The organism is Nocardia sp. NPDC046763 (assembly GCF_040645495.1).
Lineage (GTDB): Bacteria > Actinomycetota > Actinomycetes > Mycobacteriales > Mycobacteriaceae > Nocardia.
The window spans coordinates 134,512-150,636 of record NZ_JBEYYI010000024.1 but is presented as its reverse complement, the minus strand read 5'-3'; the positions used below and the strand labels follow the sequence as shown (position 1 = coordinate 150,636).

Here is a 16,125-nt window from a genome sequence, read left to right as displayed (position 1 = left end):
GGGCAGACCAGCGGCTACCTCATACCCGAAACCCGCTGGTCTGCACGCCTCCGGCGCGCAGACCAGCCCGAAACCCGGGTCCATGGATCGAGGCTTAGGGATGCCCGAATCCAGCCAATGCCGCTGGGGCATCGAAATTCTCAGGCGCGTGGGCCCGATGGCGGGGTTCGATTACTGCTGCAAGATCTCTCGGGACCCCGTACATGGCGAAATCCTCGTCGACAGTGGCCACCACCACCCCGCCCGGCCGCAGCACTCGGGCGGCTTCGGCCACGGGGGCTTCTTCGCCGGCGAAGTCCCGATGTCCGAACGGAGCCCCTTGCGGAAGACCCCTACTTAGCGAGCTAATTGGTATTCGAGGATTCCGCCACCGCCGGGTCGACTTGTCCAGCGGTCCGAGCGCAATCGAGTGCGCTGGGCGAGGTCGTCCGGTACCACTACAGCGAGGTTGTCATGACCAAGAAATCGAGTGCGCTGGCAACAGCCCTAGCGATTGCGTCAGTCATCACCGCCGGTGCGGGCGCGGCCACAGCCGAACCGGCACCTGCCCCCGTAGCGGAGCAACGGTACGAAGCCATGGCCGGCTTTTCCGCTCTACCCTGCTTACCCTGGATCCTTCCGCCCGCCGTCAACGTCAGTGCGTTCCTGATCTGTCTCGCGTAACGTTCGCGCAGTACAGGACGGTCCGGTGATGCCGTAGGACGTGATTTCCCCTGGGAACACACCCGACCGCAAGTCATGTGGACTCGGTCAGCCCTGCTGGGGCTCGGCGGCGGGGGCCCAGCGGTTGGCGGTGAGGGCGTAGCCGGGCAGCGCGTCGGTGGACATCTTGGATTCGTAGATGCGCTGGTAGCCGGTGCTCGCGATGCGCCAGACGCCGTCCTCGCGGCGGTAGGTGTCGTGGTAGTAGGCCGCGCCGCGGATCAGCAGGCCGTAGTCGGCGGCGATCACGGTGTCCTCCAGACACCAACTGCCGGAAGCGGTATCGCCGTCGACGGTGATTTCCGGGTGGTTGGCGACGTGCACGGTGATGATGTTCCCGCTGAGCGCGCCGCGCATGAACTCCACGATCTGGTCGCGGCTGGTGAACTGGGCCGGCAGTCCGCCCGAGGGCGATCCGTAGGACCCGACGATGTCCGCGCAGAGCGTATCCCCGAACTCGTCCCACTGCTTCAGATCCAGCGTGCGCAGGTAGCGATACTTGAGTGCGCGAATCGATTCGAGAGCTGCAAAATCCATACCGCAATGTAGCCGAATCGGACGTCTACCTACCAAGCATTTGCTACGTTTCGGACATGATTTCCACCCTGGTCTGGGGCACCGGCAATGTGGGCCGTGCCGCCATCCGGGCCGTCGTGGCGCATCCGGGTCTGGAGCTGACCGGCGTCCTGGTCCACAACCCGGCCAAGGTCGGCCGTGACGCCGGTGACCTGGCCGGACTGGACAGCGAGGTGGGGATCGCGGCGACCGCCGATATCGACGCCGCGCTCGCGGCCGGACCCCGCGCCATCGTGTACGCCGCCTCCGGCGACATCCGTCCCGACGACGCCCTCGCCGATATCGAACGCGCCCTGCGTACCGGGGCCGTGGTGGTCACGCCCGCGCTATACGCGCTCTACGACCATCGCAGCGCTCCGATCGAACTGCAGGACCGGGTGTCGGCGGCCATTGCGGAGGGCGGCGGCGCCCTGTTCGTCTCCGGCATCGACCCGGGCTGGGGCAACGATGTCCTGCCGCTGCTCATGAGCGGCCTCGGCAGCAGCGTGGATGTGCTGCGCTGCCAGGAGATCTTCGACTATTCCACCTACGATCAGCCCGACTCGGTGCGCTACCTGGTCGGCATGGGCCAGCCCCTGGACTATCAGCCGCCCATGCTCGCTCCCACCATCCCGACCATGGTGTGGGGCGGGCAGATTCGGATGATCGCGCGCGGACTGGGCGTGGCGCTCACCGACATTCGCGAGGTGGTGGAGCGCCGCGCCCTGGACGAGACCGTCGAGACCGAGCGCATGGGCAAATTCGAGGCTGGCACCCAGGGTGCGGTGCGTTTCGAGGTGCAGGGCATCGTCGACGGCAGCCCGCGCATCGTCATCGAGCACATCACCCGCATCCACGCGAGCTGCGCCCCCGACTGGCCGCACCCGCCCAGCGGTGCGGGCGCGCACCGCGTGCTCATCGAGGGCCGTCCGCGCATCGAGATCACCGTGCAGGCCACCGACGAGGACGGCAATCACTCCGCGGGCGGAAACGCCACCGCCGTGGGCAGATTGGTGAACGCCATCCCGTGGCTGGCCGACGCCGAGCCCGGCCTCTACGACGCCCTCGACGTCCCGCTGCCGTTCGGCACTCTCGGAAGGAACCCATCGGCATGATCATCGACATTCCCGAGGGTAAGGACCCCATCGGCTACGTGTGGGGCGAAATGGTGCCCGGCATCGGCGTGGCGGCCTCCAACTTCTCCCTGGCCGTCTACTCGCACAGCACCCTGGGACTGCGCGAATTCGAGGCCGCGCGGCTGCGCATCGCCCAGATCAACGGCTGCCTGTTCTGCCTGGACTGGCGCACCGATCGCAATGGCGAGAAGGTCGAGGAGTCCTTCGCCGACGACGTGACCGAGTGGCGCACCACCGAATCCTTCGACGACCGCACCCGGATGGCCGCCGAGTACGCCGAGCGCTACGCCCTCGACCACCACAACCTCGACGACGAGTTCTTCGCGCGGATGAAGACGCTCTACTCCGACGCCGAGATCGTCGAACTGTCCATGTGCCTGGGCTCCTGGCTGGCCTTCGGCCGCCTCAATCACGTGCTCGGCCTCGACGCCGTCTGCGTGCTGCCAGGACATACCGCGCAGCAGTAGCGCAACGGCCGGGGTGCTGCCCGCCCCTGCTCGGCAGCACCCCGGCCGGCGGCCGCGTCAGTTCCTCCGGTTGAACACGTCGGTTCCGAAGCGCGGCAGACCCGGTGCGGCGGCATAGCCCAGATACGGCAGGCCGAATCGATCCTCGATGCTCGCCAGCAGCGAATAGTGGTTGTACGGCGTGTCACTGAACGTGCCCGGCGTCACCGACTGGGGTGAGATGACCAGGGCGCCCACCCGGCCGCCGCCGAGGCCGGCGATACCCGGCAGGGCGCTGTTCGGGCCGGGACCCTCGCCACAGCAGGCCGAGGAATCCTGTTGTGGCCCATCGGATTCGTCGAAGGTGATGATCAGGATCCCGTTCTGCTGGAAGGCCGGGGCCGAGGTGATCACCGGAACCCACTCCCGCAGCCAGAGATCCGCAGACACCAGCCCGCCCGGAGCGCCCGTGACACAGGGGGAGTCGTGCCCGTCGTCGCACAGGTCCGGGGTGATGTAGGCGAAGTTCGGTGTCGTATCCGGTTGTGCCAGATCGCTCTTCAGCGCACCGAGATCGACCACCTGCTGCTGGCACGCGGGCGAGTCGACGATCTCGTGGAAGTACACGAACGGGTTGTGCCGGGCCGCGTACTGGCTCGCGACGGTCGCCTTCTGGGTGGTGTCCTGGCTGTTCAGGGCCGGATGGCGGCAGGGTGTGCCCATATCCTCCATATAGCCCTTCCAGCTGCGGCCCGCCCCCGTCAGCTGCCCGGCGAGCGTCGGCACCGACGCCGGGTACACGCAGCCCTGACCGACCGCCTGGCCGGGCGGAACCGTTCCCGCGCCGGCGAAGTCGCTGTAGATCTGGCAGTCGGCCTGGGTCTCGGCATTGGGTCCCTGACCGGACAACTGGGCGATGTAGTTGTCCAGACTGTTGTGCCCGATGCCGTAGTACTGGCTCAGCAGCACCCCCTCCGACCGCAGGGTCTTGCTCAGATACGGTGCCGCCGACGCCGGTCCCCAGGTCTCGTCGTACCCCTTGTTCTCCAGCTGGATCACGAAGATGTGCGGCGCGCCGGGATCCGCGGTCGCATGCGGACCGTAGCCGACGGCCAGCGCGGCAATCGTGAACACCAGCACCACGATGAGTTGGCCGAGCCGGCGCATCACAGACTCCATCCCGTCGATGCGGCCACGGCGCGCAGGGTATTCCACTGCTCGAAGTCGGCGACCACGGCCGGGGCGCACACCCCCGGCGGTGCGGGCGGCACATTCCATTGCGGCGCAGCGAGATTCGGGGCGCTGCCGAAGTCCAGCACCTCGGCGATATTGCGGGCGGCGGCGTCGCGCGGGGTGAGGGACGGCAGCCCCCACCGCCATTCGATGGCCTTGAGCACCGAGGTGTGGTCGTAGACCTCGTGGGCCACGTGCCCGCGCCGCGCCAGCGGGGAGATCACCAGGCACGGCACCCGGAATCCGCGCAGCCCCCAGTCCGGGTTGGCATCCGGCGCGACCTGCGGCGGCACGTGGTCGAAGAAGCCGCCCCACTCGTCGTAGTTGATGATCAGCAGGGTGCGAGACCAGGCCGGGCTGTTGGTGACAGCCTGATAGACCTGGTTCAGGAACGCCTGTCCGGCACGGATATCGGCGTGCGGATGATCGTCGGCCGAGGTGCCGGTGTCCTCGTCGAGGAACTTGGGATCGACGAAGGAGACCGCGGGCAGCGTCCCGGCCGCGCAATCGGACAGGAAGGTCGCGAACGGACGCGAGATGGACAGGTACTTGCTGCCCCACAGTGCCAGGAACGGCGTGTCGTAGAAGTAGTAGCGGCCCTGAATGCCGGCCGCCGCCAGGCGATCCCAGATGGTCGGCAGGGTCGAGATGGTCGTCGAATTGTGAATGCGGTCCGTTTGCGCGGCATGCTGATAGAAGCGATTCGGATAGGTCTCGGCCATGATCGCCGAGAAGTAGTTGTCGCACACCGTCCACGCCGGCGCGGCATTTCCGTAGAAGCCGAGATCGCCCTGCTCGTAATAGCCGATCGAGAATTCGTCGTTGGTTCCGGCGCGCAGCCAGCCGTCGCACTTGCCGTCGTTGTACTCGACGCGGCCGCCCTCGAAGGAGTGGTCGGGATCGTTGTACTGGCAGCCCTGCGTGGTCGCCAGGTGGAAGGTGTTGTGTGCCAGGCCATTACGGTCGGTGAAGGTCAACCCGGCCTGCCTGCCGTTCGCTCCGGGCAGCCAGCCCAGGTAGTGGTCGAACGAGCGGTTTTCCATCATCACCACGATGATGTGGTCGATACCGGAATCCGCGGGCGCGGGCAGCGGGGCGGCGGAGGCGCGCGGGGCCGTCGATCCGAGGGCCGCGCCGACCGCGAGGGCTCCCGCTCCGGCGAGGACCGTTCGGCGGCTGGTGGTGGTACTTCGAAGAAAATCCGTCACGGGTTATGCATCGCGCCGAGGATTACCGGCGAGTAACCAGTGTGTCGAAATTGAATGAGAAATAGATGAACGCGTCAACTATTGGGCGTGTGACCAATTTGGTAAGGCATTTCCTGCTCGCCTCACATTCCGTCCTTGCTGGGCGGTTGACGGGGGAGTACTCTGGCCAGAGTAAGTAGATACTCTGATCAGAGTACTCGGAGGTGAGTGTGGCCGGGAAGCGGGCGTTCCGCCGGGTCAATCCCCTGGCACTGGCCGTACTCGTGCAGCTCTGGGAGCGGCCGATGCACCCGTATCAGATCTCGCAGACCCTCAAGCAGCGGGGCAAGGACGGCAGTGTGCGGATCAATTACGGCGCGCTGTACCCGGTGGTGGAATCACTGCTGAACCAGGGTTTCATCGAGGTCGTCGGCGCCGAACAGGACGGCAACCGGCCCGCGCGGACCGTGTACCGCATCACCCCCGACGGTGTCGTCGAGATGCGGGACTGGTTGCGCGCCTGGATATCCGAACCCGAGAAGGAATACCCCCGGTTCATGGCCGCGCTGTCGTTCCTGCCCGCGCTCGGACCCGACGAGGCCGTCGCCCTGCTGCGGCGGCGAGTCACGGTGCTGGACAAGCAGATCGCCGAGATCCGCACCGCCACCGACGCCGTCGTCTCCTGGCTGCCCGAAGTGCTGCTCATCGAGGGCAACTACGAGATGCACATGCTCACCGCCGACCGCGACTTCACCGCCGCCCTGGCCGCCCGCATCGAATCCGATGAACTGGGCGGCATCGAGGGCTGGCGCACCATGGCCGCCCTGGCCGCCGAATACCCCGCCGGCCGGGTGCCCCCGGGCATCGGCGACAAGCTGCTCGAGGAATGGGGGTTACCGACACCGCCGACGTGAGCCGGGCAATCGGCCCGGCAACAAACGACGGCCCGGGTGCGCCAACACCCGAGCCGTCGCCGAATCCGAACGACCGACGGCGAACCGCCGGATGCTCGAACCGCATTTCCAGCATATCCACCGGTCCCGTGGTCGTTCGTCACACCTGACAAGGAGCGAACAACCATGTCCGTCACACCCATGCCCTCGGCCGCGGTCGAGGTGCGGGACCTGGTCAAAACCTATCCCGGCGGCCGCCGCAAGCCCGATGTGCGGGCCCTCGACGGCCTGAGCTTCAGCATTGCCGGCGGCACCGTCTACGGCATGCTCGGCCCCAACGGGGCGGGCAAGTCCACCACCACCAAGATCTGCACCACCCTGTCGCGAGCCGATTCCGGGACCGCACGGGTGGCCGGATTCGATGTCACCACCGACGCGGCCGCCATCCGGCATCGCATCGGCTACGTCTCGCAGGGCTCGGGCGCCGACCCGCGGCAGACGCCCTTCGAGAACCTGGTCATGGCCGCGCGCCTGCACGGCCTGACCCGCCACGACGCGGTGACCCGGGCCGACGGCCTGCTCGATCAGTTCCAGCTCACCGAGGCGCGAAACCGCAAGGTGTCCAAGCTCTCCGGCGGCATGCGGCGCAAACTGGACGTCGCCGTCGGACTGGTGCACACGCCGTCGGTGCTGTTCCTGGACGAGCCGACCACCGGCCTGGACCCGCAGGCGCGGGCCGAGATGTGGTCGGAGATCCGGCGATTGTCCACCGAGGCGGCCCTCACCGTGGTGCTCACTACCCACTACCTGGAGGAGGCCGACGAGCTGGCCGATCGCCTGGTCATCATCGATCACGGGCGCGCGGTCATCGAAGGCACACCGGCGCAGCTGAAGTCGACCCTCGACGGCGACACCCTCACCGTCGAACTGATCGCGCCGGATGTGGCCGCCGTGCGCGCGGTCGGGGAATCCATTCCGGCACTGCGGGATATCGTCGTCGAGCAGGACGGGCCCAACGGCAAGCTCATCGCCCGCACCGACGACCCCTCCGGCATCGTCGGCCGGGTCATCGCCGAATTCGACGCCGCCGCTATCGGTTTCGGTGCCGTCTCCATCTCCCGGCCCTCTCTCGACGATGTGTATCTGCACTATGCGGGCCGCTCGTATCGGGCCGACAACAACCGCGACCGGGCGGAGGTGGCGGCATGACCGCGCTCACCTACGACCTGCCCGTCACCCGCGAAAACCCCACGGCCGGTTGGCCGGTGGCCGCCGGGCAGATCTTCCGGCGCTGGATGGTGAACACGCTGCGCGAATCCTGGGGCGTGTTCGCGGCGCTGCTGCAGCCTATCGTGTGGATCCTGCTGTTCGGGCAGGTCTTCGAATCCGTCGGCGACATCCCGGGATTCGGGGCGGCCAACTACATCACTTTCCTGGCCCCCGGCGTGCTCATGATGACCGTGCTCTACTCGGGCGTCTGGGCGGGCACCGGATACATCGAGGATATCGACAACGGCGTGATGAATCAGCTGCTCACCGCACCGATTTCGCGCAGCGCGGTGGTGGCGGGCCAACTCGGCGTGCAGCTCACCATCGGCCTGGTCCAGTCCGCGCTGGTCCTGCTCATCGGATTCGCCGGCGGCGCACGCTATCCCGGCGGCGTGACCGGCATCGCGCTGGCCCTCGCCGCGGCCACCCTGCTGGCGGCCGTCTTCTGCGCGGGCTCGGTGGCCCTGGCCCTGATCTCCCGCAGCCAGATCGCCCTGATCGGCATGTCCCAGCTGATCATCCTGCCCCTGACCTTCCTGTCCTCGGGCATGATGGCCACCTCCCTCATGCCGGGCTGGGTCCGGGCCATCTCCAAGTTCAACCCGGTGACCTGGGCAGTCGACATCGGCCGCACCGGCCTGGCGGGCACCGCCGACGCGGGCTTCGTCGCCGCCCACCTCGGCTACCTGACCGCCCTGGCGGCGCTCGCCTTCCTCTGGGCGCTGTCGGCCTTCCGCACCTACCAGCGGACGCAGTAACAGGCCGAACACGCGAAAGTCCGGCCTGCGTGGCGATCTTGCCCGCAGGCCGGACGTCGTGCGTGAGAGCTACGAGAGCCGGTTCGCCCTACTTGTCGAACAGCGCCAGATACTTGGTCTGCCCGAACATCTCGGCCGCGTCGCGCGCGGACGGGCTGCCCGCGTTCGGATCGGCCCCGGCCGCCAGCAGGGCGTGGACGATATCGTCCGAGCCCTTGAAGACCGCGCCGGACAGCGGGGTCTGGCCCTTGTCGTTGCCGAAGTTGGGGTCGGCCTTGCGTTCCAGCAGGGCGTTCACCGCCTCCGGGTGCGAGTAGTAGGCGGCCAGCATGAGCAGCGTGTCGCCATTGTCGTTGGTCAGGTTCACCGGCACACCGGCGTCCAGGTACGCGCCCAGGGTGGCGGCATCGCCGCTGCGGGCCAGATCGAAGATCTTGCTCGCCAGCTCGAGTACTTCCGGATCCAGGTCGTTGGGTTCCACCAGGCCACTCTAGCCAGCGGGACCGCCGCGGCCGAGTGAAGTTCCCGTATAGGAAATCGGTGTGCTCAGGAGGTGATGATGAGCAGCTCGGTCGGCGACGCGATCTCGGTGCGCAGCCCGGACTTCTCGGCCACTCGGGCCAGCCCGTCGATATCCGACGGCTCCGACCGCGACAGCACCAGCGCGCGCGCCAGCAGGCCCTTGTGGTGTTTGTTGAAGTGGCTCACCACGGTTCGCTTCCCGTCCGGACGCTCGGTCAGCACCGTCGCGGTGACCGCGCCCGGGACCCGGCCCAGATTCTGATAGGTGCCCGACCGCAGATCCACCACCAGGTGCCCGGCCGCCTCCGCGCGCAGCGCCGCCGGCAGCGCCGCCTTCCACAGCGACTGCAACGTCGGCAGACCCGGCAGCTTCGACCCGCCCGAAAGCCGGTAGGCCGGAATCGGATCGCCCGCGCGGATCACCCCGAACAGCGCCGAGCCGATGCCCAGGCGGGCCTCGGCCTTGGCGCGCTGGGCCTTGGTGAACCGGGCCACGTCGAGCGCGTCGTAGAGCACGCCCGTGTAGCGGTCCAGGGCCGGGCGGGTGGCGGAGGTGCGCAGGGCGGCATTGCGCGCGATCTCCGCGTCAGCCCCCTTGCCCAGTGCCAGCGCGGCACGCGAGGCGTCGGGATCGGCGGCCAGCGCGATCACCTCGGTGACGAGTTTGTCGCGCACCGCCGTGAGCTGCGGCATCGCGAGGGAACCCAGGTCCAGGGGACTGCCCGAACCACCGTCGGACTTGGTTTCTGAGGGAGGCAGCAGCACCAGCACGAGCCAACACGGTAATGCCTTGTGAACTGTGCGCGAGCAGGGGCTACTGTGTTGAGCCGTGATCACCCGTCTCTCCCACCTGTTCCTGCGCACCCTGCGCGACGACCCCGCCGACGCCGAGGTGCCCAGCCACAAGCTGCTGGTGCGGGCCGGTTACGTGCGTCGCATCGCGCCCGGCGTCTACTCGTGGCTGCCGCTCGGCCTGCGTACGCTGCGCAAGGTCGAGGATGTCGTCCGGTCGGAGATGAACGCCATCGGGGCCCAGGAGATCTCACTGCCGGCATTGCTGCCGCGCGAACCGTACGAAACCACCAACCGCTGGACCGAGTACGGCGACGGCCTGTTCCGGCTCAAGGACCGCAAGGGCCAGGACTACCTGCTCGGCCCCACCCACGAGGAGCTGTTCGCCCTCACCGTGAAGGGCGAGTACAGCTCCTACAAGGATCTGCCGGTCACGCTGTACCAGATCCAGACCAAGTACCGCGACGAAGGCCGCCCGCGCGCGGGCATCCTGCGCGGGCGCGAGTTCATCATGAAGGACTCGTACTCCTTCGACCTCGACGAGGACGGGCTGAAGAACAGCTACAACGCCCACCGCGAGGCCTACCAGAAGATCTTCGACCGCCTCGGCGTCAAGTACGTCATCGTGGCCGCCACCTCCGGCGCCATGGGCGGCTCGGCGTCGGAGGAGTTCCTGGCCGACAGCCCCGTCGGCGAGGACACCTACGTCATCTGCCGCGAATCCGGTTACGCCGCAAACGTGGAGGCCGTGGTCACCGCCGCGCCCCCGGCCATCCCGCTCGAGGGTCAGGCCGACGCCGTCGTCCACGACACCCCCAGTACGCCGACCATCGCGACGCTGGTCGACTGGGCCAACAACACCAACGTGCTGGGCCGCGAGGTGACCGCCGCCGACACCCTCAAGAACGTCATGGTCAAGCTGCGCTACCCCGACGGCAAGACCGAGATCCTCGGCGTCGGCATCCCCGGCGACCGCGAGGTCGACGACAAGCGCCTCGGGGCGTCCGTCGAGCCGGCCGAGGTGGAAATGATCGACGAGACCGACTTCAAGGCCAACCCGTTCCTGGTGAAGGGCTACATCGGCCCGAAGGCGCTGCAGGCCAATGGCGTCCGCTACCTCGTCGACCCGCGCGTGGTGTCCGGCACCGCCTGGATCACCGGCGCCGACGAGCAGGGCAAGCACTACGTCGGCCTGGTCTCCGGACGCGACTTCACCCCCGATGGCACCATCGAGGCCGCTGAGGTCCGCGACGGTGATCCCTCGCCCGACGGCCGCGGCGTTCTGGAAGCCGCCCGCGGCATCGAGATCGGCCACATCTTCCAGCTCGGCCAGAAGTACACCGACGCCTTCGAGGTCGACGTGCTGGGCGAGAACGGCAAGCCGGTCCGCCTCACCATGGGCTCCTACGGCGTCGGCGTCTCCCGCATGGTCGCGGTGCTCGCCGAGCAGATGCACGACGACAAGGGCCTGCGCTGGCCCCGCGAGGTCGCCCCGTTCGACGTCCACGTCGTCATCGCCAACAAGGACGAGGGCGCCCGCGCCGGCGCCGAACAGGTTGCCGCCGAACTCGATTCCCTCGGCTTCGAGGTCCTCCTCGACGACCGCACCGCCTCCCCGGGCGTCAAGTTCAAGGACGCCGAACTCCTCGGCATGCCCTACATCGTGGTCGTCGGCCGCGGCTGGGCCGAGGGCAAGATCGAACTCCGCGACCGCTTCGCCGGCACCGCCGAGGAACTCCCGGTCGAGACCGCCGTGGCCTCGGTCGCGGCCAAGATCCGCGGCTGACATCGCTGTCGTGAAACTGTAAGTGGCGCATCACCGTCCGGTGATGCGCCACTTTTTTCACCGAACCCCGTCGGTGTCTGCTCGCCAGATGTTCCAGCCGAGACCGCGCCCGCGAACCATCTCCTGGACGGCGCGCTCATAGGACTTTTTCGCCGCACAGTCGTCCACGCACGCCCGATGTCGATCGAGTCCGCTCTTCGCCTCGGCGAGTGTGGCGGGCCGCCGATAGGGCGCCCGGTGCTGATTACGGATCGCACGTGCCACAACCGGGCTCCATTCGACTCGCCGGAAACCGAATGATCTTCGCGGACTCGATCTTTTCCGCGTCGGTCTTGATGATCTGCCGTGCCGCCATCTTTCGCTCACACAAGGCGGTGACGCAATCCTGATGCAGCACAAGCGATTCCATCGCCTCGGTTGAGGTCATCGCCGGTTCCCTGTCCCCGACGTCGCAGCTCTCCAGCCGTTCGTATATATCCACGACCCATTCACCTCCCGACACCCGCCATTGTCCTTTCGTCCACGCCGATGCCGCCCACGATCCCTTCTTGCATACCGACCGGAATTTCTAATATCCCCGGCGAGGCAGGCAATGAAGACCGCTACCTCAACCAGTGTGAAGAGCGCCAAAGCCCAAGCATCCCAAGTCATTGCGGGTCCTAATCGCCGTCGGCTCAATCCCTGTGTAGGTATCAAGGTATTGCGTGCGATCCGGGCGCGGCACTCAGTTCGTGGAATACGATAGGTGTGCGGAAAGCACTTGTGCGCGACGAACGTTCACCTTGATTGCGAGGCTAACGAAATGGTCGGATCTCCAAAGACATCTGTTTCTCGACTTGATTTCGGTAATTTCATACAACGACTCCGCAAGCGCGCCAACAAGAACACCACCGCCGCCGGGCTACACCTGGGCGAGGTCTCTCGCTTCGTCATCGGACGCCTGGAGGACGGGACGCCGACAAAGCTCACCACACCACAGATCGAAAGCTTGCTCTGGTTCTACGACGCCACGGACCGCGAGCGGGAAGAGGCGCTGGCGCTGTGGGCGGACATCAAGCGGCAGGAGAAGATCGCCCGTGCGGAGGGCGGAGCGAAAGGGTTCTGGACCGAGTACACAGACCAGGTCGCACCCAACTTCTCAAAATTCCTGCGACTCGAGGAGCTTGCCCGCCAGATGGTCGCCTACCACCCGGTCATCGTTCCGGGATTGTTGCAAGGGCCGGACTATAGGCGCGAGATTGTTCGTATAGAGCACCCTGGGCTTTCGGCTGTGAACGTTGAGCGCCGCCTCGAGCTCACGGCGCTGCGGCAGAACCGACTGGACGAGAAGGATTTTCGCGTCCGTGTGCTGATGGCAGCCGCCGCGTTCCGGAATCTGGTCGGCGGTACGGCCGTCATGTCGGCACAACTGCGGTGGCTGACCGACCTGAGCGAGCGGGAGAACGTCAGTATCCGCGTGATCGACTTCGGGATCGCATCGCACCGAGGGCTGACGATCCTTCCCTTCACACGCCTCGAGTTCGCGCCTGGAGTGAGTGGTCTGACGAAGGCACCGGTCGTGTATGTCGAAGGTGCTTTCAGCATCGGCTACCACGAGCGAGAAGACGTCGTGACGAAGTACGACGAGGCCATCGCCGCTCTCGAAGCGGTAGCGTTGACAGAGGAATGCACCAGAGACCTGATGGTGCAGACGGCGAAGGAGTACGCGGCGTGAAGAAACCGCCAAAGGGTGTGTGGTACAAGTCGAGCAGGTCCGATGGGGCGAATGCCTGCGTGGAAGTCTGTCACGTGCCCGATGCCACGCTGGTCCGTGACACGAAGGACAACCGGCGGGGTCCGGTCCTCGAGTTCCCTGCCGACGTGTGGGCCAACTTCATCGACAGCGGCATCTGGCAGCGCTGACGAACTGACCGCACGACGAAAGCCCCTGGCCGGGTGCTCGATCCAGTCGGCGGCTTTCGTCCGGGCGCGGATCCGAGGCCGATGCGCCCAAATCGTTTCAGCGTCATGAACACACCGAGATGCCGAGTTCCGGTCGACCGGTGCAATCGCGCACGATTCAGGGTGGAGCAGCAGTTTCCCGCGAATTCCTCAGTCGTGGTGCGCGTTCAGACCGGTTCGGCCGGCCGCCTGAGATGGCCGGCCGCAGGGTCGGGGCGGGGGGCGATCTGCAGGCCCACGTGGTGCCCACTGCCAGCGTGAGGCTGAGGGTGATTGCCAGGGCCAATTGCGGTCCGCCGCTTGCGAAACGCCCCTCACTGAGGGCGAGCAGCCCGAGATAGAGCGAGCGGCCGGGGAGTAGTGGGATGACTTTGCCGCCAGTGGTATACGCCGAAGGCGCCATCGGCAGCGTTCTCCACGAGCACGACGAAGAGGTCGACGAATATCGTGAAGCAATCGCCGGTCTTCGGGCTGTAGCGTTGACAGCGCAGGGCACCAGGGACTTGCTGGTGCGAATCGCAAAGGAGCACACGGCATGAAGAAGCCGGTAATGAGCGAGTGGTACAAGTCGAGCTTCTCCGATGCTGGCAAAGAGTGTGTCGAGGTTCGGCACGACCCAGCTGTCACGCTGGTGCGCGACATGAAGGACAACGGTCGAGGCCCGATCCTGGCGTTCCCCGCCGACGTGTGGGACAACTTCATCGACAGCGGCATCTGGCAGCGTTGACGACCTGGAATATCGACGAAAGCCCCCGGCGGACAACGTGATCCAGCCGGGGGTTTCTCTTCGGTCTTGCTGGGTGAATCCGGCCTCGCAGTCGGCGGCCGCGATCGGAACATCAGCGGGCGCTTCCACACGCCACGATGCCGATTTCAGCCTCGGGATCTCGCCCACTTGCTATCGGCGAGGCTGTCCCCCCGAGTCGGGACCCCGAGGGGCGGCACGCCCTAGGGGCAGGTGAAGGGAATGCCTTTGCCGCCGCTGGCGGTGCTGGTGTCCATGTAGTAGGTCAAATTGTCTGTCACATGGTTGATTTCGACGGCGACCGCGTGGGTGCCGGAGGCCATTCCCTCGACGGAGAAGGCGAAGTCCCCCGTTCCGTCCCCGCCGGTCGTGAAGGTGCTCGGCGTCGAGACCGGCGCGTTCCCATCCAGCTTGAAATAGACGTGAAACTGCTGGTTGGGGAGGTTGGTCTGGTACAGGTGGCCACTCACGAAGAGGGTCTTCGAGTCGTCACACTGGACCGTGGCATAGCTGTGGGAGCTATCAACGGTTTGCCCCTGGTGTTCTCCCGTCCAGGCAACAATGGGACCGATTTCTGCGGATGTCGGCAGCGCCATGTCAGTTCTCCTTGCTCGCCGCTTCCGAAACCCCTTCGCGGACACCATTGACCGAGAGCGCTCACCACCGGCACCAGGCCTGATCGAATCGCCCGGGGGCTGCGGATAATGGTGGACCTCTTTCGGTCACCGGTCTCCATGATGCCCCGATCTCACTCCCTCCGTAGGCGATTCGTCCCGAAATAGCCTGTAGCACAAGGGATTATCGAAGCAGAACCAAACCGCCCGCTCGGCTCGGAATCAGGAGTGGTTGAACGACACATGGCACAGAGCTACGCACCTGGCTGCCGGTATCCGCCACCGGTACGACCGGCTCGGCATCGGCTGCGGCCACTCCCGCCGCCGGGTACTTTTCGGGGTCCCGGACGCCGGGCGACGGAGGCGGGTGGCGTACATCGAGTCGCCTGACTATCCAGTGCTGAACAGCAGTTTCCCGCCAATTCCTCAGTCGTAGTGCGTGTTCGGACCGGTTCGGTCGGCCGCTCGAGATGGCCGGTGGCAGGGTCGGCGCGGCCGACGATCTGCAGACCCACGCCGGTGCCCACCGCCAACGCGAGACTGAGGGTGATTGCCAGGGCCAATTGCGGTCCGCCGCTTGCGAAACGCCCCTCAGGGCGGGCGAGCCAGCCCGAGATGGAGAGAGCGGCCGGGGAGCGAGGGCGGGCACCATCAGTGGCAGGGTGCTGCTGCCCAGCACGCGGGCTCCGAGTCCGCCGAAGACCCCGATCAGTATGGCCGCCACGGCCGTCGCGGCAACCGGGGCCAGGTGTGCGACGACGAGGAGATGGCAGGTCGTGAAGCACGCCAGGTCGGTGGCCGTGGCCATCGCTCGCGGAGGAACCTCGTGGATGACAGCGAAGGCAGGCGCATCCGGTCCTCGCCTCGTTGACGGAGACGACTATTTTTCGCTGTTGATCACCTGAGTAGGATTCGGTTCAGGGCGATCGCACATGGAGTTACTCATGGACGGCGTCCCCAGAACATGCGCAGACCGGGCTTACTCGGATTTGCCCGCCGAAGCGGGATTCACAGCGGCACCATTGACCGCGCCGCGCCGCAACCCCGGATGGTCACGACGGCGTAGTCGTTACACGAACGAGACGTGCGAGGTGACGAAATCGATCAGGCGTAGCAGTCGCTTCACCGAGTCCACCGGAAAGGCAATGATGATGACGAACGAGACTTACCGAAGTCGCACGCGTCGGCTGTTCACCACGGTCGTGCTGGCGGGGGTGGCGATGGCAGTTCCCGCGATGGCGGCGGTTCCGGCCGCGACCGCGCTGAGCGCAGCGCCCGGCCTGGTGCAGGTCGATCGGCCTTGGGGGTGGGCTGGTAAGGACGCCGCGCCGGTTCCGGCACCTCCGCCGGTCCCGCCCCATGGCTGTGACACCGAAAACTGCGGGGAAAGCGGCGGGGGCGACAACAGCTGCACCGACCCCAGCCAGACCGGGAACGGCTGCGGCGAGAACAGCGAAAACGGTGGGACCGGAGGTGGGCCAGCGGTCGCCGAGGCCCACGGAATCCACTACACCACGGTCACGTCGCAAGAAATCGAGAGGTAGCG

At 66.6% G+C, this 16,125-nt stretch carries 18 protein-coding genes and 1 pseudogene; 11 read left to right on the top strand and 8 right to left on the bottom strand.

The features are described from left to right. Positions 1-750: 750 nt before the first annotated feature. Complete coding sequence (locus ABZ909_RS32085) at positions 751-1,239, bottom strand: nuclear transport factor 2 family protein (RefSeq protein WP_357007093.1); 489 nt, start codon at positions 1,237-1,239, stop codon at positions 751-753. 56 nt (positions 1,240-1,295) lie between these two features. Here ABZ909_RS32085 and ABZ909_RS32080 point away from each other — a divergent pair, with 56 nt between their 5' ends. Further along, positions 1,296-2,372, top strand: coding sequence for a dihydrodipicolinate reductase (locus ABZ909_RS32080; protein ID WP_357007090.1), 1,077 nt, complete (start codon positions 1,296-1,298; stop codon positions 2,370-2,372). Beyond that, positions 2,369-2,860, top strand: a complete 492-nt coding sequence (locus tag ABZ909_RS32075) for a carboxymuconolactone decarboxylase family protein (protein WP_357007087.1) — start codon at positions 2,369-2,371, stop codon at positions 2,858-2,860. The genes ABZ909_RS32080 and ABZ909_RS32075 overlap by 4 nt, the downstream gene beginning before the upstream one ends. A 57-nt stretch (positions 2,861-2,917) precedes the next feature. Here ABZ909_RS32075 and ABZ909_RS32070 read toward each other — a convergent pair whose 3' ends face one another. Both ABZ909_RS32070 and ABZ909_RS32065 read right to left on the bottom strand, forming a co-directional pair. Next, the gene (locus ABZ909_RS32070) at positions 2,918-4,006 is read right to left on the bottom strand and encodes an alkaline phosphatase family protein (protein WP_357007086.1); all 1,089 of its coding nucleotides are present in this window, start codon (positions 4,004-4,006) and stop codon (positions 2,918-2,920) included. Beyond that, positions 4,006-5,280, bottom strand: coding sequence for an alkaline phosphatase family protein (locus ABZ909_RS32065; protein ID WP_357007084.1), 1,275 nt, complete (start codon positions 5,278-5,280; stop codon positions 4,006-4,008). Before ABZ909_RS32065 ends, ABZ909_RS32070 begins: the two co-directional genes overlap by 1 nt. Positions 5,281-5,483: 203 nt before the next feature. Here ABZ909_RS32065 and ABZ909_RS32060 point away from each other — a divergent pair, with 203 nt between their 5' ends. From ABZ909_RS32060 to ABZ909_RS32050, 3 genes are all read left to right on the top strand, one after another. Then, positions 5,484-6,173 carry a PadR family transcriptional regulator gene (locus ABZ909_RS32060; protein WP_357007082.1) on the top strand — a complete coding sequence of 230 codons (690 nt, stop codon included), beginning with the start codon at positions 5,484-5,486 and terminating at the stop codon, positions 6,171-6,173. A 165-nt stretch (positions 6,174-6,338) separates the two neighbouring features. Then, complete coding sequence (locus ABZ909_RS32055) at positions 6,339-7,361, top strand: ATP-binding cassette domain-containing protein (RefSeq protein ID WP_357007079.1); 1,023 nt, start codon at positions 6,339-6,341, stop codon at positions 7,359-7,361. After that, positions 7,358-8,179, top strand: coding sequence for an ABC transporter permease (locus ABZ909_RS32050; protein ID WP_357007077.1), 822 nt, complete (start codon positions 7,358-7,360; stop codon positions 8,177-8,179). Before ABZ909_RS32055 ends, ABZ909_RS32050 begins: the two co-directional genes overlap by 4 nt. Positions 8,180-8,267: 88 nt before the next feature. Here ABZ909_RS32050 and ABZ909_RS32045 read toward each other — a convergent pair whose 3' ends face one another. Next, a complete protein-coding gene (locus tag ABZ909_RS32045) occupies positions 8,268-8,660 on the bottom strand; it encodes an ankyrin repeat domain-containing protein (RefSeq protein ID WP_357007075.1) in 393 nt (130 codons plus the stop codon). A gap of 65 nt (positions 8,661-8,725) precedes the next feature. Beyond that, a complete protein-coding gene (yaaA, locus tag ABZ909_RS32040) occupies positions 8,726-9,472 on the bottom strand; it encodes a peroxide stress protein YaaA (RefSeq protein ID WP_357007073.1) in 747 nt (248 codons plus the stop codon). Between the two features lie 58 nt (positions 9,473-9,530). Between yaaA and ABZ909_RS32035 the strand changes: the two genes are divergently transcribed. Continuing rightward, positions 9,531-11,279, top strand: coding sequence for a proline--tRNA ligase (locus tag ABZ909_RS32035; protein WP_357007071.1), 1,749 nt, complete (start codon positions 9,531-9,533; stop codon positions 11,277-11,279). 244 nt (positions 11,280-11,523) lie between these two features. Here the strand turns inward: ABZ909_RS32035 and ABZ909_RS32030 are convergent, their stop codons facing one another. Further along, positions 11,524-11,706 (bottom strand): hypothetical protein, encoded by a 183-nt coding sequence (locus tag ABZ909_RS32030; RefSeq protein ID WP_357007069.1) that lies wholly within the window; start codon positions 11,704-11,706, stop codon positions 11,524-11,526. A 375-nt stretch (positions 11,707-12,081) separates the two neighbouring features. Between ABZ909_RS32030 and ABZ909_RS32025 the strand changes: the two genes are divergently transcribed. From ABZ909_RS32025 to ABZ909_RS32010, 4 genes are all read left to right on the top strand, one after another. Then, positions 12,082-12,993: a helix-turn-helix transcriptional regulator gene (locus tag ABZ909_RS32025; protein WP_357007067.1), complete on the top strand. Its 912-nt coding sequence runs from the start codon at positions 12,082-12,084 to the stop codon at positions 12,991-12,993. Continuing rightward, entirely contained in the window at positions 12,990-13,181 is a 192-nt protein-coding gene (locus ABZ909_RS32020) for a DUF397 domain-containing protein (RefSeq protein WP_357007065.1), read from the top strand. The genes ABZ909_RS32025 and ABZ909_RS32020 overlap by 4 nt, the downstream gene beginning before the upstream one ends. A 404-nt stretch (positions 13,182-13,585) precedes the next feature. After that, positions 13,586-13,759, top strand: a complete 174-nt coding sequence (locus ABZ909_RS32015; protein WP_357007064.1) for a Scr1 family TA system antitoxin-like transcriptional regulator — start codon at positions 13,586-13,588, stop codon at positions 13,757-13,759. Beyond that, positions 13,756-13,947, top strand: coding sequence for a DUF397 domain-containing protein (locus ABZ909_RS32010; protein WP_357007062.1), 192 nt, complete (start codon positions 13,756-13,758; stop codon positions 13,945-13,947). The genes ABZ909_RS32015 and ABZ909_RS32010 overlap by 4 nt, the downstream gene beginning before the upstream one ends. Before the next feature lie 221 nt (positions 13,948-14,168). On the opposite strand, the gene ABZ909_RS32005 is transcribed toward ABZ909_RS32010, so the two are convergent. Together ABZ909_RS32005 and ABZ909_RS32000 are read right to left on the bottom strand one after the other, a co-directional pair. Then, complete coding sequence (locus tag ABZ909_RS32005; protein WP_357007060.1) at positions 14,169-14,561, bottom strand: hypothetical protein; 393 nt, start codon at positions 14,559-14,561, stop codon at positions 14,169-14,171. A 202-nt stretch (positions 14,562-14,763) separates the two neighbouring features. Continuing rightward, a pseudogene (locus ABZ909_RS32000) lies at positions 14,764-15,414 on the bottom strand (hypothetical protein); the annotation flags it as partial. Between the two features lie 256 nt (positions 15,415-15,670). On the opposite strand from ABZ909_RS32000, the gene ABZ909_RS31995 reads away from it, so the two are divergent. Next, entirely contained in the window at positions 15,671-16,123 is a 453-nt protein-coding gene (locus ABZ909_RS31995; protein WP_357007123.1) for a hypothetical protein, read from the top strand. The last annotated feature ends 2 nt before the right edge of the window (positions 16,124-16,125 follow it).